Origin of the sequence: Natrinema halophilum (genome assembly GCF_013402815.2) — an archaeon.
In the GTDB taxonomy this organism is placed as follows: Archaea; Halobacteriota; Halobacteria; order Halobacteriales; family Natrialbaceae; genus Natrinema; species Natrinema halophilum.
The window spans coordinates 3,495,893-3,516,271 of the sequence record NZ_CP058601.1 but is presented as its reverse complement, the minus strand read 5'-3'; the positions used below and the strand labels follow the sequence as shown (position 1 = coordinate 3,516,271).

General features: G+C 63.5%; 15 protein-coding genes. 4 read left to right on the top strand and 11 right to left on the bottom strand.

The window, feature by feature from the left end:
- Positions 1 to 204 precede the first annotated feature (204 nt).
- Complete coding sequence (gene mtnP / locus HYG82_RS37695) at positions 205 to 1,065, top strand: S-methyl-5'-thioadenosine phosphorylase (protein ID WP_179262811.1); 861 nt, start codon at positions 205 to 207, stop codon at positions 1,063 to 1,065.
- 223 nt (positions 1,066 to 1,288) lie between these two features.
- On the opposite strand, the gene HYG82_RS37690 is transcribed toward mtnP, so the two are convergent.
- Entirely contained in the window at positions 1,289 to 1,693 is a 405-nt protein-coding gene (locus HYG82_RS37690) for a DUF8108 domain-containing protein (protein ID WP_179262809.1), read from the bottom strand.
- Positions 1,694 to 1,811: 118 nt separating this feature from the next.
- On the opposite strand from HYG82_RS37690, the gene HYG82_RS37685 reads away from it, so the two are divergent.
- On the top strand, positions 1,812 to 3,023 hold the full coding sequence (locus HYG82_RS37685) for an MFS transporter (RefSeq protein ID WP_179262807.1): 1,212 nt from the start codon (positions 1,812 to 1,814) through the stop codon (positions 3,021 to 3,023).
- 55 nt (positions 3,024 to 3,078) lie between these two features.
- Here the strand turns inward: HYG82_RS37685 and HYG82_RS37680 are convergent, their stop codons facing one another.
- The 3 genes from HYG82_RS37680 to HYG82_RS37670 all read right to left on the bottom strand — a co-directional run bounded on the left by HYG82_RS37680 (position 3,079) and on the right by HYG82_RS37670 (position 8,174).
- Complete coding sequence (locus HYG82_RS37680) at positions 3,079 to 4,215, bottom strand: segregation and condensation protein A (protein WP_179262805.1); 1,137 nt, start codon at positions 4,213 to 4,215, stop codon at positions 3,079 to 3,081.
- Complete coding sequence (gene smc / locus HYG82_RS37675) at positions 4,208 to 7,780, bottom strand: chromosome segregation protein SMC (protein ID WP_179262803.1); 3,573 nt, start codon at positions 7,778 to 7,780, stop codon at positions 4,208 to 4,210. The genes HYG82_RS37680 and smc overlap by 8 nt, the downstream gene beginning before the upstream one ends.
- An 88-nt stretch (positions 7,781 to 7,868) precedes the next feature.
- On the bottom strand, positions 7,869 to 8,174 hold the full coding sequence (locus HYG82_RS37670) for a DUF7518 family protein (protein ID WP_179262802.1): 306 nt from the start codon (positions 8,172 to 8,174) through the stop codon (positions 7,869 to 7,871).
- A 237-nt stretch (positions 8,175 to 8,411) separates the two neighbouring features.
- Between HYG82_RS37670 and HYG82_RS37665 the strand changes: the two genes are divergently transcribed.
- A complete protein-coding gene (locus tag HYG82_RS37665; RefSeq protein ID WP_179262800.1) occupies positions 8,412 to 9,269 on the top strand; it encodes an SDR family NAD(P)-dependent oxidoreductase in 858 nt (285 codons plus the stop codon).
- 2 nt (positions 9,270 to 9,271) lie between these two features.
- Positions 9,272 to 11,296 (top strand): AMP-binding protein, encoded by a 2,025-nt coding sequence (locus HYG82_RS37660; protein WP_179262798.1) that lies wholly within the window; start codon positions 9,272 to 9,274, stop codon positions 11,294 to 11,296.
- 236 nt (positions 11,297 to 11,532) lie between these two features.
- Here the strand turns inward: HYG82_RS37660 and HYG82_RS37655 are convergent, their stop codons facing one another.
- The 7 genes from HYG82_RS37655 to HYG82_RS37625 all read right to left on the bottom strand — a co-directional run bounded on the left by HYG82_RS37655 (position 11,533) and on the right by HYG82_RS37625 (position 20,127).
- A complete protein-coding gene (locus tag HYG82_RS37655; RefSeq protein WP_179262796.1) occupies positions 11,533 to 12,918 on the bottom strand; it encodes a hypothetical protein in 1,386 nt (461 codons plus the stop codon).
- Positions 12,915 to 14,198, bottom strand: a complete 1,284-nt coding sequence (locus tag HYG82_RS37650) for a Glu/Leu/Phe/Val family dehydrogenase (RefSeq protein WP_179262794.1) — start codon at positions 14,196 to 14,198, stop codon at positions 12,915 to 12,917. Before HYG82_RS37650 ends, HYG82_RS37655 begins: the two co-directional genes overlap by 4 nt.
- 152 nt (positions 14,199 to 14,350) lie before the next feature.
- Complete coding sequence (locus tag HYG82_RS37645; RefSeq protein ID WP_179262792.1) at positions 14,351 to 14,740, bottom strand: helix-turn-helix transcriptional regulator; 390 nt, start codon at positions 14,738 to 14,740, stop codon at positions 14,351 to 14,353.
- Positions 14,741 to 14,826: 86 nt separating this feature from the next.
- On the bottom strand, positions 14,827 to 15,153 hold the full coding sequence (locus HYG82_RS37640; RefSeq protein ID WP_179262790.1) for a hypothetical protein: 327 nt from the start codon (positions 15,151 to 15,153) through the stop codon (positions 14,827 to 14,829).
- A gap of 234 nt (positions 15,154 to 15,387) precedes the next feature.
- Complete coding sequence (locus HYG82_RS37635) at positions 15,388 to 16,929, bottom strand: cytochrome c oxidase subunit I (RefSeq protein WP_179262788.1); 1,542 nt, start codon at positions 16,927 to 16,929, stop codon at positions 15,388 to 15,390.
- Positions 16,926 to 18,341: an MFS transporter gene (locus tag HYG82_RS37630; protein ID WP_179262786.1), complete on the bottom strand. Its 1,416-nt coding sequence runs from the start codon at positions 18,339 to 18,341 to the stop codon at positions 16,926 to 16,928. Before HYG82_RS37630 ends, HYG82_RS37635 begins: the two co-directional genes overlap by 4 nt.
- Positions 18,342 to 18,480: 139 nt before the next feature.
- The gene (locus tag HYG82_RS37625; protein WP_235217737.1) at positions 18,481 to 20,127 is read right to left on the bottom strand and encodes a permease; all 1,647 of its coding nucleotides are present in this window, start codon (positions 20,125 to 20,127) and stop codon (positions 18,481 to 18,483) included.
- Positions 20,128 to 20,379: the final 252 nt, after the last annotated feature.

Below are 20,379 nucleotides of genomic sequence, written 5' to 3'. Positions count from 1 at the left end.
AAGGGGGACGCTATTTGGCTATTTGTGAAGTGTGATAACTCCAACCATTACTCGCGAAAGCGGCTCCATCCAACGGCCGCTATCGACTGTCCGCTTCGGACGGTCGAGGCCGTCGATCCGCTGCGAGAGCCGGCGCCGCCACCGCGTCGCCGAGATGGAACCCGCGACCGGACATTTAGGACCCTGGTCCGCCCACGTTCTGCCATGACGATCGGCGTTATCGGCGGAAGCGGCATCTACGATGCACTCTCACTCGAGAATACCCGCACTGAAGAGATTTCGACGCCCTACGGTGAGCCGAGCGGACGGGTGACGCTCGGCGAACTTCACGGGCGAACGGTCGCGTTCCTCCCCCGTCACGGGAAACAGCACCAACATCCGCCGACCGATGCATCCTATCGGGCGAACATATACGCGCTCAAAGCGGTCGGCGTCGACCGGGTGATCGCCACGAACGCGGTCGGGAGCCTGCGCGAGGAGTTGCCGCCCCGTACGCTGGTCGTCCCCGACCAGATCTTCGATCGAACCAAACACCGTTCGCCCACGTTCTTCGGCGACGGACTGGTCGTCCACATGGGCTTTGCCGAACCCTACTGCCCAGAGATGGCCTCCCACCTCGCGACGGCGGCCGAAGAGGCGACCAATGGCGAGACGAGGACGGAAGCGGGCGGCACGTACGTCTGTATCGAGGGCCCGCAATTCTCGACGAAGGCCGAAAGCGAGTTCTACCGCTCCCAGGGCTGGGATATCGTCGGGATGACCGCCATACCGGAAGCCAAACTCGCCCGCGAGGCAGAACTGAGCTACGCTACCGTCGCGGGCGTCACCGACTACGACGTCTGGAAGGACGACAGCGAAGTGAGCCTCGAGGAAGTCCTCGAGAACGCGGCAGCCAACGAGGACGCGATCAACGCCGTCATCGAACGCGCCATCCGAACGATGCCTGATGACTTCCACAGCGAGGCCTGGAGCGCACTCGAGGGGACGATCAACACCCCAACTGAGGCAATTCCCAAAGAGACACGCGAGCGCGTCGACTTGCTGGTCGGCGACTATCTGGACTGAACTGCGCTGCTGACCGGCACCGATGCGAGCCCGCTACTCGAAAGCGCGTTTGAGTTCGAGCGCCGTCGTCTCGTCGTGCTGATCGACTCGCCGGGCGCGATCGGCGTGTCCAGATTCGCGGCCCGCGGGCGGAGTATCGGACGATACTGGCGACCGCGATCCGGAATCGGCTGGCGACGATCTCGCCGACTCCGGAGTCGAATCGGTGGTCGGATCCGCCTGCTCATCGAGTGCGATGCAGTCGCCACAGAAGTCGTTGCTCCCACTCGAGGGTGTGGATCGGAACGCCGAGTACGACGAGCTGGCGCGCATACTGTCGACGTACACCTGATGCAACGAGCGTGGCGCAACGAACGCAACGGCGTCGTTCGCCCTCGAGTGGAACCTCCTCGAATCGATACTCGATCCCGAACGTGTGGGCCGGATATAGCGGCAGGCGGCTCGCGAGGTGGAGGCCGACGAGGACCACCAAGAAAAGCAGCGCTGAAAGCCATTTCCCGGTAGTCGGTTCAGCGATCAACAGCGGACCGACCAACGCGCCCGCGAGCAGGGCGACCGGTAGCAATTTCCGGATCACCGCGAACGTTTCGACGCGGATACGAAAGAGGGCGTCGTCCGGCCTGGACATCGCCCCCACATTTCGCCGGTGCGGGCGAAACGCTTGTGAGCATTCAGTTCAAATGTAGTCGACAGGAATATATAAACTGTTATTCCGGATTGGGGACTCGGGTATACCGAGTTCCTGAATGGAAATCATCTCATCGATCGGGGCGGAAGTAGACGAATTGTGGGGAGAAGGCAGGGGGCCGTTGCTCGCCACGATCGCGAGTGGCTGGGGGGTATTACTCGGGACGCGAATGATCTATCCGGTTCTTATCCCGCATCTCCGCACATCGTTCGATCTCAGCCTCACCGTTGCGGGATTTCTCGTCACGATCCTCTGGCTCGGGGCAGCACTGGGACAGTTGCCTGGCGGCGTTCTCGCGGACCGATACAGCGAGCGACTGATCATGACTGTGGGTGCGTTCGTCGTTGCCGTTGCAATCGGCTGTGTCGTGGCCGCTTCGTCACCAATCGTTCTGTTTGTCATGACGGGGTTTATCGGATTCGGCCAGTCACTGTATCCGATCGCCCGGATTACGATCATTTCGGACATCTACCCGGACCGAATTGGTAGTGCCCTCGGCGTTACGATGGCAATGGGCGATCTCGGACAGACGATCTTTCCGCCGATTGCCGCGGCGCTTGCTGCTGGTGTTTTCTGGCAAGCGGGTCTCGGCTTCATGATCCCGCTGCTCGTTATCGTCGGCATTTCGCTCTGGGTCGTTCTTCCTGTCCAGACACCGACGGAAAGCGGAGGAGACACACTCTCGCCGGAACGTGCCCGCTACGTAATCGGTGAGTTGCGGCAGTCAAATCTGGCGTTCGTAACGTTCATTCTTTTCCTGTATATCATAACGTGGCAATCGTTTACCGGCCTCTACCCCACGTACCTGGTCGAAGTAAAAGGCATGTCGTCGGCGACGGCAGGGCTGCTATTCAGTTCCTTCTTCGCCTGTGGAGTCCTCGTCAAACCGCTGGCCGGTGCGGCCTACGACCGGATTGGGACACGTAGCGCACTTCTGCTCGTGCTCATCGGTCCCGTTATCGGACTCGGACTGCTTCCAGTTATCGAGGGATTCTGGCTTCTCGTCGGGGCCACTGCGCTCGTAAGTACGATGCTCGGTTCGGGCGCAATCACGCAATCGTTTCTCTCCGATGCGATTGCCGAAGATATCCAAGGGACTGGCCTTGGCGTGATTCGAACCATATCAGCAACCTGCGGTGCGGTTGGGCCGGTTTTCTTTGGCGGACTCGCAGACCGCGGCTACTTCGACGAAGGATATCTGTTGTTAGCCGGGATACTGGCCGTGACGATCCTGCTTACCCTTCGGCTTCCTCAGCCCTCGTCGTCGTGACTGCGAATCGCGCCGGTGCCAGTCCCAAATCGAGCGAACGGCACGGGATACCGAATCAATCCGCGATCGCTTCGTTCGCTTTCGACTCCACCGTCACTTCCGTGACCCAGAGGTCTCCGAACAGTTCGTCCTGTTCGAGCGTGACCCGACCGCGGTGGGCCAGAAAGAGCAGTGCGAGGTACGTCATCACGCGCGTGCCGCCGATCTCGGCGATCTCGGCGTACAACACCTCGTCTCGGCCCCCTTCGTAGTGGCGTTCGAGTTCGGCTTCGACGTCGTCGATAACCGCCTCGATGTCCTCTTCGTGGGTCGTGTGGGTGACGTCGTCGCTGGTCGGTTCGTCGTCGACCCGGAAGTCGTCGCCGGAGTGGTAGTTCAGCTCCTGGACACCGCGGTCGTATCCCCTGGGCGAATCGCTCGTGTCGTAACTGCGCGATTCCTTCCACCAGGTGTCGCGTTCGGCCGTCCGGAGTTCGCGAACGAGTTCGTCCAGCGTCTCCGGTTTCCCGCGAGCGTGTTTACGCTCGAGGCGGCGCTCCATCTCTTCCTCGAGGTTCTCGACCGGGTCGAACCCCGGCGGATACTCCCGGCTGTCACCGTCTTCGGCGGCCATCGCCCCGTCGTCGGCGAAGGGGGCCTCCCACGGCGGGAGTTCCTCGTCTTCGGGTTCGTCGGTAGCGAACAACTCGTCGCTTTTCATCCGCAGGAGAACGCTCGCGTAGAACAGCGCCCGACCCGACGTTCGCAGATCGACGTCGTCGAGCGCCTCGAGGAATTTGTCAGTCACCGCCACGATGTCGATGTCCCACGGATCGATTTCGCCGTCTTTCGCGAGCTGTACGAGTAGTTCGACGGGCTCGACATCGTCTTCGTCCTCGTCCTCAACACCGTCGTCCGCGGCTTCGGGCGTCTCCACGTCCGTGAATTCGAGCACCGACTCGCCCGCTCGGTCCTCGGGTTCGCCTGTCCCGTCACCGTTCGCGCCCGCAACCGACGCCGAACCCGCGTCCGGACTCGAGTCGCCCGGCCGCTCGCGGTCCTCGTGACCGACGATGGTAAGCGGAATTTCGTCGTCCCCCGGATCGTTTTGCGACTCCCTGCTCGCCTGTTCCGAGTCGCGCCGCGACTCGCTGCTCGCAGTAGTCGAGGGCACATTCGTCGTCTCCGGCTCCTCTGTACCCTCGCTAGTCATCAGCCGGCACCTCCCCGCTACTCAGGTCGATCCCGGTCACCGCGCTCACGTTGTCCTGTTGCATCGTGACGCCGATCGCCCGCTCGGAGCGATCGAGCATCGCCGTTCGGTGGGAGACGACGACGAACTGGGCCTTCTCCGAGAGCTCGTCGACCATCTCCCCGATCCGCTCTGCGTTGACGGCGTCGAGGAAGGCGTCGACCTCGTCGAGCGCGTAGAACGGCGCCGGGTTGTGCCGCTGAATCGCGAAGATGAACGCGAGTGCGGTCAGCGACTTTTCCCCGCCGGACATCGCGTCCAGCCGCTGGATCGGCTTATCGCCCGGCTGGGCTTTCATCGTCAGTCCGCCGTCGAACGGGTCGGCCTCGTTCTCGAGATGCAACGTTCCGGTCCCCTCCGAGAGCTTCTCGAAGATTTCGGTGAAATGGGCGGCGATCGCATCGTACGAATCCATGAACGTCTGCTTTTTCTGGGTCTCGTACTGCTCGATGCGTTCGCGGATTCCCTCCGCTTCCTCGACCAGCGTCGCCTTCCCCTCTTCGATGTTCTCGAGATCCGTCCGAACCTCGTCGTACTCGTCGATCGCGAGCATGTTCACCGGTTCCATCGCTTCCATATCCGCGCCCAGGAGGTCGATCATTTCGATGACGGTGTCGTGGTCAGGTACGTCTTCGGGGTCGTAGTCGCCAACCTGTGATTCCAGGGACTCGATCTCCCATTCCAGGCTGTTCGCGCGCTCGCGAGCGTTCTCGAGTTTGCTCTCGACGGCGTTGACCCGATCCTGTTGCTGGTCGCGGTTGGTTCGAGCGGTGGCCAATTCTTCCTTGAGATCGCTTCGTTCGTCTTTCAACTCGGCGAGTTCGTCTTCCAGATCCGCGACGGCCTCGCGCTTTTCCTCGAGTGCCTCCCGTTTCCCGTCGATCTGCTGTTCGTGCTCCGCAATCCGCTCTTCGTGTTCGGCTTTGCGGTTCTGGGCAGTTTCGATATCGTCGTGGAGGTCCTCGATGGCCTCTTCGGCGTACTCTTTCTCGAGGCTCAGTTCGTTGAGCGTGTTGTCGTGGTCCTGAATTCGACGCTCGCGCTCGTCAATCTCCGCATCGAGTTCCTCGATCTGTTCGGTCAGCTCGGGAATCTTCGAGTCCGCAAGTTCGGTCTCGAGTTCGTCGATATCGGCTTCGATCGCGTCGACCGTCGCGGTTTTCGCCTCGATCTCGTCTGCGATTTCGTTCATCCGTTCGTCGACGGACTCGCGTTCCGCCCGCAGTTCCTCGAGGTCGGCTTCCAGGTCCTCGATATCGGATTCGATCGTCTCCCGTCGGTCGTCGAGCGTCTCGAGTTCGGACTCGATGGAACGTACCTCGTCGGCCGCGTCGCTCTTGCGATCGCGGGCATCGTCGAGACGCTCCTCGACGCCCCGAAGCTCCTCGCGGAGCGATTCGCGTTCCTCCTGCAGGTCGGTGATCTGTTTCGCGACGCGCTCGAGTTGACCTTCGCCGCCGCCGGTAAAGGAGTACCGCGAGCCGCTGCCCGAACCGCCGGTCATCGCGCCGCTCTTTTCGACGAGGTCGCCGTCCAGCGTCACCATCCGGTAGTCGCCCATGTACGAGCGGGCGGTCTCGATGTCCTCGACGACCAGCGTGTCTCCGAGCACGTAGGAGAAGACGCCGGCGTACTGGGAATCAAAGTCGACGAGGTTGTACGCGAAATCGACGATTCCCGGATCGGTAGGCGCGTTCGGGAGCCGACGCTGGCTCATGTCCGTAAGCGGCAGGAAGGTCGCGCGACCGGCATTGCGGGATTTGAGGTGTTCGATACACTGTTGGCCGATGACGTCGTCGTCGACGACCACGTTCGCGAGACGGCCGCCGGCAGCCGTCTCGCAGGCGACCGCATACTCGCCGGGGACGTTCCCGAGCTGGGCGACTGCACCGTGAACGCCGTCGATCCCCGAATTCAGGATCGTCGTCACCGCGCGGCCGAACGAGGAATCGCCACTCTCGCCCGCGTTGGCCTCGAGTTCGGCGTACTCCTGCTGTTTGGCCTGAATTTTGTCGTCGAGGTCGTCGACGTCCGACTGGAGGCGGCGCTTTTCGTCTTTCAGGTCGTCGACGACCTCCGCGATGTTCGTGCGATTGCGCGTTGCTTTCTCGAGTTCCCGCTCGAGGTCACCCCGCTGGCTTTCGATTTCGGGAATCGACTCGCGTTTGTCCTCGATCGTCTCCTCTTTCTCGCTGATGGCGTTCGAACGCCGTCGGGCCTCGTCGAGCAGTCGGTCTTGCTCGCGCTGGAGGTCGTTCTTCTCGGTCTTTTCCGTCTCCAGTTCGTCCTTTCGCTCGCTTAATTCGGCTTTCAGTTCGTCGAACTCGGTGTCGACCGCTTCGATCTCCGCCTCGAGGTCGTCTCGTTCGGCCTCGCGTTCCTGTATCTCGGTCTTGATCGAGGCCTTCTCGAGTTTGTGATCGCGCATCTCCGCTTCGAGGTCGTCGATCGTCTCCTGTTTGCGGTCGATCTGGACGAACGCCTCGCGCCGGTTGGACTCGGCCTCTTCGATCGCCTCCTGGCTGGCTTCGATCTTGTCCTCGAGTCGCGAAATGTCGCCTTTGATCTCCTCGATCTCGCTTTTGATCCGGAGCTGTTCGTCCTCGCCTTTGCGCTCGATCTCGGCGTTTAAGTCCTCGAGGTCTTCCTGTAGCCGGACGACCTTCCCTTCGCGTTCGTCGAGTTCGCGCTGGAGTTCGCGCAGTTCGTCCGCGAGGTCGTCGACCGTCGATTCGACCGATTCGAGTTCGGTGCGTTTGTCCTCGAGTTCGCTGGCCTTCTTATATCCCTCGTACTCCTCTTTCTCGCGGCGGAGCCGGCGATACCGAATTGCTTGTCGGCGTTCGTCGGCAAGTTGGTCGAGCCGATCGCGTTTTTCCTCGATTCGAAGTTCGGCCTCGTCGATTCGCTCCTGGACCGTCTCGAGTTCCGCGAAGGCGTCTTCTTTCTTCGCATCGAACTCCGCAACGCCCGCGATCTCGTCGATGATCTCCCGCCGGGAATGGGGAGTCATATTGATGATTTCGGTGACGTCGCCCTGCATGACGACGTTGTACCCTTCCGGGGTGACGCCGGCCTGTGCCAGTAAATCCTGAATGTCGGAGAGATTGACCGACCGGTCGTTGAGGTAGTAATACGAGTAGTAGTTGTCCTCAGTTTCTTTCACGCGCCGACGGATTCGGATCTCGTCGACGTCGCCGACGTCCTCGCTCCCGGCCGCGTTGACGACCTGCGAGCGCTCGAGTGCCCCGTCCGTGTTGTCGAGGATGACCTCGACGACTGCCTCGCGGGGGCCGCCGGAGGCATCGCCGTCTTCGTGGCCGGGGTTGTAGATGAGGTCGGTCAGTTTCTCGGCGCGGATTCCCCGGGTCCTGGCCAGTCCGAGCGCGAACAGAACGGCGTCGATGATGTTCGACTTGCCGGACCCGTTCGGACCAGTGACGACCGTAAAGTCCTCGTAGAACGGAATCCTGGTTTTCCGACCGAAGCTCTTGAAATTGTCCAGAACGAGCGCCTTGATATACATTCTCGTTACAAGCCCTCCGTTTCGCCGTGCCCTGTCGCCGCAGAGTCGGACACCCCATCAGCGGTCTCGACTCCGACGCGGTCTGCAGTTATGCAACAATAATGTCGTCGCTACCTGAGTCTTCCGCTTCGTCGCCCGCGGCCCGTTCCGTGCCCTCGGCGTCTGCCGTCGCTTCCGCCACGTCGTCGGGTTCGGCTTCCGGTGTTTCCTCGGACTCCATCTCTGCTCCCTCGCTCCGTCGATCGGGGACGCGCGTCGGCGTGTCGGCATCGAGTTCGGCCTCGAGAACGCGAATCCGCTCTTTTGCCTCGATTAGCTCGTCCGTCAGCCCCTCTACCGTCGACTCGAGTTCCGCAACCGTCGATTCGAGTGTCTCGACGCGGTTGTTCGACATACCAACTAGGGGCCCGTCCGGGCATATAAACGTACGTCAGACGTTCATAATTGATGTTACATCTTGTGACGGAGCGGTAGAGGCCCCGCAGAGACCTGCTCGCTCGAGCTCGACGGTGCTGGCGTCGGTGCGCCAGAATCGATTCGTGACTATTCACGTCGCAGAGTGTCTCACGACTGGCGAACGATCGTCTCCCACTTTTATCGTGATCCACGGAGACGGATACCGTACCGACTCATGTCCCAGAACCAGGTCACGCCACCGACGGTGGCGCGCGACGATATCTACATGTTCCCCGACGAGTCGTTTACCGACCGGAACGTCTGTGTCGTTACGGGCGGTGCCTCGGGTATCGGCCGAGCGACGGCGCTGGCCGCCGCCGGTAACGGATTGACCGTCGCCGCCACGGACGTCGACGAGGACGGACTCGTGGGAACCGTCGAGCGCGGTGAGGAACTCGATCTCGAGGGGTCGATCGAGTCGGTTCCGGGTGATCTGACCGACGATGACGACCTCGAGCAAGTCGTCGAGGATGCTGCGAATCTGGGCGACGTCAAGTACCTCGCGAACGTCGCGGGGATGCAACACATCGATCCGATCGACGAGTTCCCGATGGAAACGTACGACCGCATGCATCGGCTCATGCTTCGAGCGCCACTTTACCTCTCGAAACTGTGCATCCCTCACTTTCACGAGACCGAAGACGGAGAGGGCTGTGTCGGGAACATGGCGTCGGTTCACGGGCACTACGTTACCAGCGACAAGGTCGCGTACAACGTCTCCAAGTTCGGCCTCCGCGGTCTCACACAATCGATCGCCGCCGAGGGAGATGGGTCGATTCGGGCATTTTCGATCAGCACCGGGTACGTAAAGACGCCGCTGGTGACGGCCCAGCTCGAGGACACGGCCGAACAGCGCGGGATCAGCGTCGACGAGGTGATCGAAGACGTCATGCTCGGTCAGTCCCGCGTCAAGGAGATGATGGAACCGATCGACGTCGCCAACCTCTTCTTGCTGGGCTTTTCCGATCTCGGCCAGCACCTCGACGGCGGCGACCTGTTGTTTGATGGTGGCATGACGCTAACCTACGAGTGACAATGTCTGGGAACACGGGTCCACGTCTCGAGGATATCGACGAGATCGCACACGAGCCCAGTCGGGAGTTCGTCGAGTCGACGAACGTCTTCGATTTCATGCAGGAGTACGGAATCGACGACTACGACGAACTAATCGAACGAACGACGACGGAAATCGAGGACGAACCCGAAAGCGGCGTCGACTGGTTCTGGGACGAACTCGTCGACTACCTCGGAGTCGAATTCTACGAAGGGTACGACGAGGTACGAGACGACAGCGAAGGTCCGCAGTTTTCCGACTGGTACCCCGGTGGAAAACTCAACGTCGCCCACAACGTCGTCGATCGCCACGCCACCGTCGGCGAAGAGCGGCGAAACAAGGTCGCAACTATCTGGGAGGGAGAAGATGGTGACGTCTGGGAGGTAACGTACCACGAACTCCACCGGCAGTCGAATCAGGTGGCAAACGCACTCGAGGAACGCGGCATCGAAACGGGCGACACGGTCGGGCTCTACATGCCGATGGTTCCCGAAGTCGTCTCGATCCTGTACGGGTGTTTCAAGATCGGCGCGATCGCCGTCCCGATCTTTTCGGGCTTCGGCGTGGACGCTGCCGCGACCCGGATCGCCGACGCCGAACCGACCGTGCTGTTCACCGGCGACGGCTTCTACCGTCGCGGCAATCCCGTCTTCCTCAAATCCGCCGCTGACGACGCTATCGCGGAGGCGGGACACGTCGAGCATACGATCGTTTTCGATCGGTTGGGCTCGAGTGCGAAGACCAGCGAGCACGAGATTCCCTGGAACGACGACCGCGACGAGTGGTGGAGCGACGCCGTCGAAACGCGAGGCGACGAATACGATACGAAATCGCTCGACTCGGATCAGGAGTCGATGCTCCTCTATTCGTCGGGGACGACCGGACAGCCCAAGGGTATCGTCCATACCCACGCTGGCGCCCAACTGCAGTGTGCGAAAGAGGTTTACTTCGGAATGGACCTCAAGCCCGCCGATCGGTTCTTCTGGGTGTCGGACATCGGCTGGATGATGGGGCCGTGGACGCTGATCGGCACCCATACCCTCGGCGGCACCGTTTTCATGTACGAAGGCGCACCCGACCACCCGGAACCGGATCGGTTCTGGGAGATGATCGACCGCCACAAACTCACCCAGTTTGGTATCTCGCCGACCGCGATACGCGCGCTCCGGAAACACGGTGACGACTGGCTCGCCGGCCACGACCTCTCGTCGCTTCGCGTCCTGGGTTCGACGGGCGAACCCTGGGACCCCGAATCCTGGGAGTGGTTCTACGAGAACGTCGGCGGCGGCGACGCGCCGATCATCAACATCTCCGGCGGAACCGAAATCTGCGGATGCTTCCTGATGCCGATGCCGACCCAGCCGCTGAAACCCTGTACGCTCGGTGGTCCGGGACTCGGAATGAATATCGACATCGTCGATCGCGAAGGGAATTCAATCGAAGAGAACAACGAGCGCGGCTACCTCGTCGCGAGGGATTCCTGTCCGTCGATGACGAAGTCGCTGTGGTCGGGCGACGAGCGCTACCTGAACGAGTACTGGTCAACCTTCGATGACATGTGGAACCACGGCGACTGGGCCCAGAAGGACGACGACGGGTTCTGGTTCCTCCACGGTCGCGCCGACGACACGCTCAACGTCGCCGGCCGCAAGGTCGGCCCCGCCGAAGTCGAAGGGGCACTCATCGACCACGACGCGGTCAACCAGGCTGCAGCCATCGGCGCGCCCGACGATACCACCGGCACCGCAGTCGTCGCCTACGTCATCCTCGAGGACGGTGTCGACGAGACGGACGACCTCCGTGAGGAACTGCGTTCACAGGTCGGCGAGGAACTCGGCAAACCGTTCCGCCCACGAGAGGTGCTCTACGTGGACGAATTCCCCAAAACGCAGTCGGGTAAGATCATCCGTCGGGCCATCCAGGGGACGTACGTCGGCGAGGAGTTAGGCGACATGAGCAGCATCGAGAACCCGGACGCGCTCGAAGGACTCGAGAACGCGCGATAGCAGCGGTAGTATCGTGAACAAGGTCCCACAGCGGCGCTAACGGCGGCGACGAAACTGTTCGGGTCATCGGGATCGTCGCCGACACCGAACTGACCGCGACGTTCGAAAAGTCGCTTTACTCGTTCGAAACGAACGTCGTGTCGGTCGAGCGCGGTGCCGGTTGCGAGTCGAACGGAGACGAGCGACGCCGTTAGGGAACCGAACTCAGACTCGGGACTCGGTAGCAGTCGCCGAATTCACGGCTTAACGCCGCCAGAATCCGAGGATTTCGTCCGATCGCGTTCGAGGATCACGCCACCCGATCCGACGGCGACGTCGACGGGGGTGGTTGCCAGCCCCTCGTCGACGTCGGCCCTCGAGCGGGCGAGCGCGAGACCGAGCAGCGACTGTTCCGTGGGCGCCTCCAGTTCGTGCCACCGGACGCTATCGTCGCGTTGGTAGATTCGGCCGCCGGTCGCGACCGCGATCGTATTCGATCTGGTCGACCGAATCGACTGGAGGGCACCCTGGCCGACGGCCAGCGGCGTCCAGTTCTCGCAACGGGGATCGTAGCGGTACGCGATTCCATCAGCGCCGGCGATGAACACGGATCGCTCGCCGGCCCACACGTCCTGGAAGTTCACCTGCGCGTTTCTGACGCCGATACGTTTCCACTCGTCCGACGGATCGGTGTCTGTTGGCTCCGTATCCGCCGGTTTGCCGTGCCTCGGATCGCGGTCGGCCGCGTCTGCCCCGGGCGGGTCGTCGGGTCGAGGTTCGAAATAGGCGCCGCCGCTGGTGTCGACGGCGTAGAACCCGTCGGGCCCAGCCGTCAGGCCGGGGATCGTCGAACCGCCCCCCGGTTCGACCACCTCGCCCCACACCGGGCAGTCGTCGTCGTCCATGATGCAGTCGAGGACTTCGCCGGAGCCGTTCGCGATACGAACGCGTTCCTCGCCGGTTCGGCCGGTAACGGCGATCGATTCCCAGGTACTCGTCTTCTCCATCGGCGCGGAGTAATCACTGAGATGACCGTCGGCCACATCGTAATAGCCGAGCGCACCACTGTCCCCGGCGAACCAGACGCGACAGCCGTCGTCGGTCGCCGCGATCGACCGAAGGGTGTTCTCGGAGACGCCAGGTCCGCGCTCGAGAAGGATCTGCCATCCGTCGGCTCCACGATGGAGCAAGAGCCCTCCCTCGCCGCATGCGTAGGGACCGTCCTGACCGTGAACGACACCGTGTAAGGTCCGCGACGTTGGCGACTCGGCCGGCTGCCACGTCTCGGCCTCGCCGTTGGCTCTGCCGTCGGACGAGTCGGCGGCCGGATTGCCGCCGTCGGACCGGGTTTCATTCTCCCCGCTCGAGCCGTCACTTGACGGTCCTGACCCCGATTGATTGCGGATCTCGGCAGGGGTGTCGTCGTCCGCGTCCGGTCCGTCGTCATCCGCATCCGGTCCGTCGTCATCGTCAGCGTCCGGTTCGTCGTCATCCGCATCCGGTTCGTCGTCATCGTCAGCGTCCGGTTCGTCGTCATCGTCAGCGTCCGGTTCGTCGTCATCGTCCGCATCCCTGCGTGCCGGAATGACTCGCTTGAGCCAGTCGACGGTCTCCCGCAACGACTCGTCGAATCGGTCGATCATCGAACCACCTCGTACGCCGCCGCGACCCGGGAGAGGCCCACGCTGTAGGCTGCTTCGCGCCAACTCAGCGAACATCGCTCGCGGCGGTCTCTCACGTCGTCGACAGCGTCGGTGAGCGCGTAGCCGAACTCGTTGGTCACGCGCGCATCGCTCATCTGGTCGCGTCCGAGGCTTTCGACCCACTCGAGGTGGGCTGCGATCGGTCGGCCGACTGCCGCTAACACGTCGGGAACGACCGTGCTGTCCCGTTCGGCGAGGACGCTCTGGCCACCGGGAGTCACGCTTCCGGTGGCACCCTCGACGACGAGATCGGCCTGGATCTCGTCGGCGTTTTCGGCGGTCACCGCCGTTGCGGGCGCAGCGAGAATCAGCACGTCGACGTCCTGCTCGAGAACGTTCTCGGTTCCGGTCGTCGTGCCGTCGTCGTACGCCGAGAGTGCCCCCGGTCGTTCGAGGTAGCTGGGAGCCAGATCGGTGTCGAGGCCGTTTTCGCTTTCGGGTGCCGCGAGCCCGGCCTGATCGTTGCACATCGCGATGACGGTGGCGCCCCAGAACTCGAGCAATCGGGCGGTCGTCGCGCCGAGTTGGCCGGTTCCGTAGATGGCGACCGTCGCGTCAGAAAGCGGTCGGTCGAGATCCGTTTCCAGTACGTCCTGTGTGACGTGGGCGACGCTGTGTCCGGCGGCTCGAGTGATCTCTCGATGGCCGCCGAGCGCTGGCGGTTTCCCTGCGACGGCCGCGTTCTGAGGCCTGTCGACGCGATCCGAGACCGCATCGGCGATCTGGGCCATGGTGCGCTCGTCGGTTCCGACGCCGGGGAAGAGGACGTCGTCTTCCGGACCGAGTCCGTTGATGCGACTCGCATACGACCGGGTGAGACTGACGCGTTCGTCCCTCGAGAGCGTCGTCGGGTCGACGGCGATGCCGCCCGCTGCGCCGCCGAACGGGACGTCCGCGATCGCCGCGCTAACCGTCGTCGCGGCCGCGAGCCCGGCGCAGTCGTTACCGGTCAGCGAAAGGTCGTACCGATGAGGGCCGAGGTAGCGGCCGCGAACGGCGTCGTGGCGGACGCGATACCCTTCGCAGACGCCCCGCGACCCGTCATCGCGTTCGAACGGCACCGTGATCCGCTGTCGGTGCGTGGGATACAAGAGTCGTTGTTCGATATCGTCGGGAACCCCGAGACGGCGCGCAGCGGCTGTCGCGTACGTCCACGGGGCGTCAAGATCTGGATCTGTTCGACTGGGTTCGTCAGTAGTGGAGTCGTTAAATGTAGTCATACGTATCTGTCAGCACACGTTGATCAGACTGTCCGATCGGCTGGTTCAATTCGACCGATCACGACGGCGATTCGTCCTGTCACCACAGCCGGGGTCGGTACGGCGCGAGTCGTTCTCGTCCGCGTCCGAACGCGACCGGGGACGAATCACGCCTATGGGAGATCGCAAAAGAGGCAGCGTCGCTCCCACTCGTAGTGTTCCTCGAGGCGCCTGTTCGCGCGCGTACTCGGCCTGTAGGCGTTAGTTCGGCCGTCGAGGGGATGCTTCTCGACGTACCCTTCGTCGACGAGTTCGCCCAGGTTCTGGTAGAGCCGTCCCTGGTTGATCTCCTCGTCGTAATAGCAGTCGAGTTTGTCCTTGATAACGAGGCCGTGGGGGTTGCGGTCCGCGAGCATTCGGATGACGAACAGTTGGTCGCGCTTGAAGCCGGTCAGGTTCGTCAACGGGCGAGGTTCCGAGATGTCGTCAGAGTCCGATTTCTCGCCGTCGTCGGTGGCCGGTTCATCACTGCAGTTCGTGTTCGTGGGGGTGTGATTGGACATCGGTTCGTCCTCGGCGGCGAGGCCGCCGAAACTACGCGCGGGGATCGAACCCGCAGCCGGCCTGGATCCGGGCGTAGCAAGCGGGGTCAGGGGCCGTATTCTTTCCGATGTTCACGGTAGAGGACGGCGATGAACGCACCCAGGGGAAGCAGGCCGATGATCACGAGCACGAGTCCCGCATAGAGGGCGTTTGGTAGGTTCAATCCCGCGATGAAATACGAGAGGACTGAAATCGCCGCCGTGAGCAACAGCGCGATACACGACGCGACGAGTCCGAAGCTTAGCCTCCGGAACCGCCACTCGAGATTATCCGATTGTCGGAGCTGTTTGATCAGGACGACGGTCGACGGGATCGTTATCGCGATCAGTTGGACGAGCATCAGTGCGACATCGGTACTTGTTGTGGTCGACATAGTGGTAATTTAGAGTGTTACGAAGGTGGTCGGATTGCACGCAACTGCGGTGGTCGGGTGTCGGTACGAGTCGTCGAACGGGGTTCGAGAAACGGGACGTCGAACGGGGTTCGAGAAACGGGACGTCGAAACCCGGACGGCTGATCGATCGGATTTCGAACGGCCGATCGGTCGCTCGAGGTACGATCCGATGGCGACGCGGGCGGTGAGCCCGGCAGGACTGCACGCCGGACTCTACCGCCATTCGCGTGTGTGTGACGGACCGTCCTCGAGGTCCCACGGATCGGCGGGAACGGGATCGCAAACCAACAGCGAGCGGCCGAGGTTAACGAGGAAAACCAGCTGGCCGGCTGCGATCACGTAGGCGCCGACGGTCGCAAGTTGGTGGAGCGGCGCGTACGCTGGCGGATACGTCGCAATACGTCGGGGAAGCACGGCGAGTCCGACGAGCAACAGCGCGCCGAAGGTCACCGCGACGCCGACGATCGTCAGCCACCCGTGCAGCCGAGCGAGGTCCGGCTCGAGTCGACGGCCGGAAAGCAGCGGGAACCAGTAGTAAGCGCCGGCGACGAGAGCGAGGCCGACGAACCCGGCGAGCAGCAGATGGAAGTGGGCGACGACGTAGTAGGTCCCGGTGTACTGTGCGTTGATCGGGACGACGGCGAGGAAGACGCCCGTGACCCCGCCAACGACGAAGAAACCGACGGCGGCGACGGCGGCGATCATCGGTGCGGTGTAACGGATCGACCCGCCCCACAGCGTTCCGAGCCAATTGCAGAGCTTCGCCGAACTCGGAACGGCCACCGCCAGCGTGGTGAACATGAAGACCGTCCGCACGGCTGGACTCATACCTGTCACGAACATGTGGTGAGCCCAGACGGTAAAGGAGACGACGCCGATCGCGAGCGTCGAGTAGACCGACGACCGGCGGCCGAACAGCCGCCGACCGGCGAAGCGCGGGAGGACGTGACTGACGATTCCCATCGGCGGCAACACCAGGATGTACACCAGCGGGTGGGCGAAGAACCAGAACAGGTGCTGCCAGACCAGCGGCCCGCCGCCGCTGATGACGAACGCGGTTCCCAGCGAACGGTCGGCAACCATCAGCGCGACCGTACCTGCCAGAACCGGGAAGGCGACGATCGCCATCGCGCCGGCCGTCAGCACCGTCCAGGTGAACGTGTCCACGTCGAGCCACCGAATCCGGCGGCTGCGCAGGATCGTAGCGACGAGATTGCCGGCCGTCGCCGTCGTCCCGACGGCAACGAGGACGAGTCCGACGAGGACGGCGTCGACGGCGGGATTCGGCGATAGTACGCTCAGTGGCGGGTACAACGTCCACCCGCTCGCGATCGGTTCGAGCCCGGCCAGTCCGAGAATGCCGCCGATCGTCCCCGCACGGATCGAGAGCGCCGCCGGCACTTGCAGCCAGAACGCCCAGACGCCGAGTCGCGGAAATGCGGTTCTCTCGGCCTCGATCAGCGGAGGAACGGCGGCGTACGCGAATCCCCAGATCGCCGGCAACACGAACAGAAACAACATCGTCAGTCCGTGGGTCGTAAAAAAGGCGTTGTAGGTTTCTGCCGACCAGCGGTTCAGTCCCGGCGTCACGAGGGCCGTTCGAAGGGACAGGGCGTCGAGGCCGCCCCACAGCCCCATCACCAGCGCGAGACCGAGGTGCCAGCGCCCGAGCCGTCGATGGTCGACGCTCGAGAGTCCGTCGAGCGAGTTCCGAGTGCCCTCGAGCGCGCGTCCGGGCGTCGATGGTCTCGTCATCGGTGACGACCGAAGGTGAACGCACGTCCCAATTCGCGGACGCCGAGCAGCCCGACCGTCGTCGCGGCGGTAAACGCCACGAGCGGATCGATCGCGTACAGGATCCCCCCGACCAGCGGCGCGGGCACGATGGCTATTCGGACGGCCGTCCGGATCTCCTCAGGGAGCCGCGAGCCGGGGACGGGGCTCGCTCGAGTGCTCGTCCCGACCGTCGGTCGGAGCGGCTCGATCGCGGTGCGACAGCCGAGGAGACCGAAGAGGCCAGCGACGACGCCGGCCTGCGGCGGCGCGGCGATGATCGCCATCGGAAGCAACGAAATACCTGCGAGCCCGGCGGCGAGGAGCGCTCGCCGATCGAGGTGATCGATGAGCGCAGGGGCCCCTATCGCACCGAAGACCGCACCGCCAGCCTCCGTGAGAACGAACAACCCGAAGACGGCGGCCGGCGCGAGCGAGAGACCGCCGACCGAAAGCGCAATCGCCCGGTACTCGACGACCAAAAGGATCAGAAACGGCGCGATCCCTGCGGTCGCGACCCGGACGAGCGCATCGCCGATGACCGCCCAGCGTCGGCGGTCGGGTACCCTCGAGACGGCGTCCCGGAAGGCCGTAAGCGAAGAGTCGGCGTCGAGCGACGCGTCGTTCGCTCCGCCGTCGTTGGTCCGCTCGTCGTTCGTTCCTCCGCCGCTTCGCAGCCGATCACCGAGCAGTGGCGAGCGATCGCGAACGGTTCCGAGCGCGACCGCACCGACGAGGGCGACGGCAGCGCCGGTGGCGGCGATCAGTGCGAACCCGGCACCGACGGTGTCGGCGCTCGCGACAGCCGCCGTCGCGAACACGGCCGCGGCGGCGACTCCGAGCGCACCGACGACGGTCCGGGTTCGACGGTCGATAGTGGCTGTTCGTCGAGCCGATCGGTCGCCGCCGTCGGATTCGTCAGCTGGCGCGCTCGAGAGGCCAGAGGTCTGTGCGGTGGCACGCGTATCGATCGGCCACAGGTGTCGGCCGGGACCGCCGACGTACCAGGCCTGGAGGAGGACGACGCCAGTGGCGAGCCACCCAAGCGCCGAAAGAGGTGTCCCGAGCAGCGTATCGAGCGTCGGGGACCCCGCCCAGGCGAACAGGCCGACGGCGGCGAGCGCCGTCGACAACACAACGGTCGCCGTCGTCTCGAGAGTCGTTGCCATGTCGTTGGACACGTTGTCCGAACGATCTGATGCGACCACGGCAACGCCCATACCGAGCGTCACCAGCGATCCGACGACGATCGGCCCGTAGCCGAGAGCGGACAGGAACTCGGGGAGGTAGCGTTCTGCCAGGCGAACGAGTCCGTGGCTCGCCACGAGGGCGACGAGGCAGACGAGTCGGATCGGATCGATTCGTTCGGTACTGTCGGTCGGTGATGATGTCATGTATACTGAGACGGTGGAATCGATCGGTTAGGAGTGAGCGACTGATTCGAGTGCTCGGGCGCTCGGACGATGAGACCTCGGCGACGCTGCGGCTGTCGCGTTCGAGCGAACGCGTCAGTCGACGGCCGGAACGCCGGTCTCACTCCAGCCCGCGATCCTCGAGCGCGTAGGCGAGTCGCTCGAGGAGCTTGTGGGCGTGGTAGATGACGCCGGCGACGTGCGGCGCGAGCCGGTTGCCGATTCGGACGCGTTGCTCCGGCTCGAGGGCGACGTAGATCTGGATCGCGAGGATCGGAAGGGCGACGACGTTGAACAGGGTCGTGAACGTCCCGGAGATCGTGCCACCTCCCGTCCTGACGGACGGGATGAGGCCGAGACCACCGAAAAGTAGTTCCACGACGAGGCCGGCCACGACGGCCGCGAGGAAGAATGCGACGAAGATCACCGCGGCCATTCGAATGCCGTAATAGCGCCGGTAGGTCCGAACCAGCGGGATGATCAGCAGATCCGCGAAGATGAAGGCGAGGACGCCACCGAAGGAGACGCCGTTCTGCCAGAGGACGAGCGCGAAAGGAACGTTGCCGACCGAACAGAGGAAGGTCAAGACGCCAACGATGGCGCCGATGACGACGTTCGAGACGGACCGCGCGAGAGTCCCTTCGGCGCCGACGCCGAAGAGGGCCGTCCACCACGTCGTGGGAACGAGCGCGGCGAGCAACCCCGCGATGACGAATCCGAAGGCGATATCGCGCCAGAGCATGTCCCACTCGCGAATCGCGTTCGTAGTCGCCGACCGCCAGCGGTCGCCCGAGAGGAGTTCGGGACCGGCGGTGACCGCGTCCCGGTCATCGTCGGGATCGTACGCGCTGTGGCAGCCGCCACAGCAGAAGTACCGCCGCTTGCCGTCGAATTCCCGGGAAAGCGTGTCGTCGTCGGTCGGGTCCGCGGCCATTCCGCAGGTGGCACACTCGGTTTCTTCGAGCGCTATCGCGTGCGCTCGTGCGCGGTCGATCCACGGTTGAGGGACGAATCGCCGATAGACGACCGCGATCACGGCGACGGCGACGAGCCCGCCGACGATCTCCGCAGCGGCGAACTGCCATCCCAGCAGGATCGTCACGACGAGGGCGAGTTCGAGAACGAGATCCGTACTCGCAAACTGGAACGCGCCCAGACTGGCCGCGGCCGACGCGCCCTTGGTGAACAACGTTCGTGACGTCGCTACCGCCGAGAAAGAGCAACTCGAGGACGATGCGCCGAAGAAGGTGCCGTAGCCAATCTCCCGCCAGCCGTCGTCGCCGAGGTAGTCGGTGAGTCGGTCTTCGGAGACGAACTCCTGGACGGCGCCGGTGATGGTAAAGCCGAGGACGAGCGCCCACCAGGTGTCCCAGGCCATTCGGAACGCGATGACCGCGCCCTCGAGAAGTCCTAACAGGAACGCGCCGAGCAAACCGACGAGTCGGGCTGCAAACCCGAGTCCGCCGCCGTTCGGAACGACAGCTCCCGAATCGGTCGGTTGAACGGTCGGGAGCGGCCCCGTAAGGACCGGTCCGTGATCGATCGCCGGCGGCAGCAGGATGGAAAGCGGTCGTCCCGCCGCCAGCGCGAGGCTGGACGCGTCGGTGATGAGGTGTGTCGCTGAGAGCATGGAGTGATCGAAGGAACCGTCGTCGTACCGGAATCGCGGAGAACGGCGTGAGCGGGCTGCTGTGGGGATAATGGCGGCTGTGCTGTCAGGCCAGGAGGTCATCCGCGCCGGGAGCGCGTCGTCCGGGCCAACCAACACTAATAACCAATAGATTGTGCCCCATAAAATGGGACGAAACCTAGAGGATTCGAACCAAACCAGCGGACGGTAGTCGCCGAGTCGATTCTGCTCTGTTCGGGATCGACACCGACGCTCGTCGTGATAGTAGTCGCCGAAAGTCATTGCAACCCGACTCGCGAATTCGCAGCCAGCGAGCGCTCGCTGACCGCCGTTTGGCAAGCGGTGGGTACATCGATTCCACGACAACCGTCGTCGCGAAGCGGCGTCCGC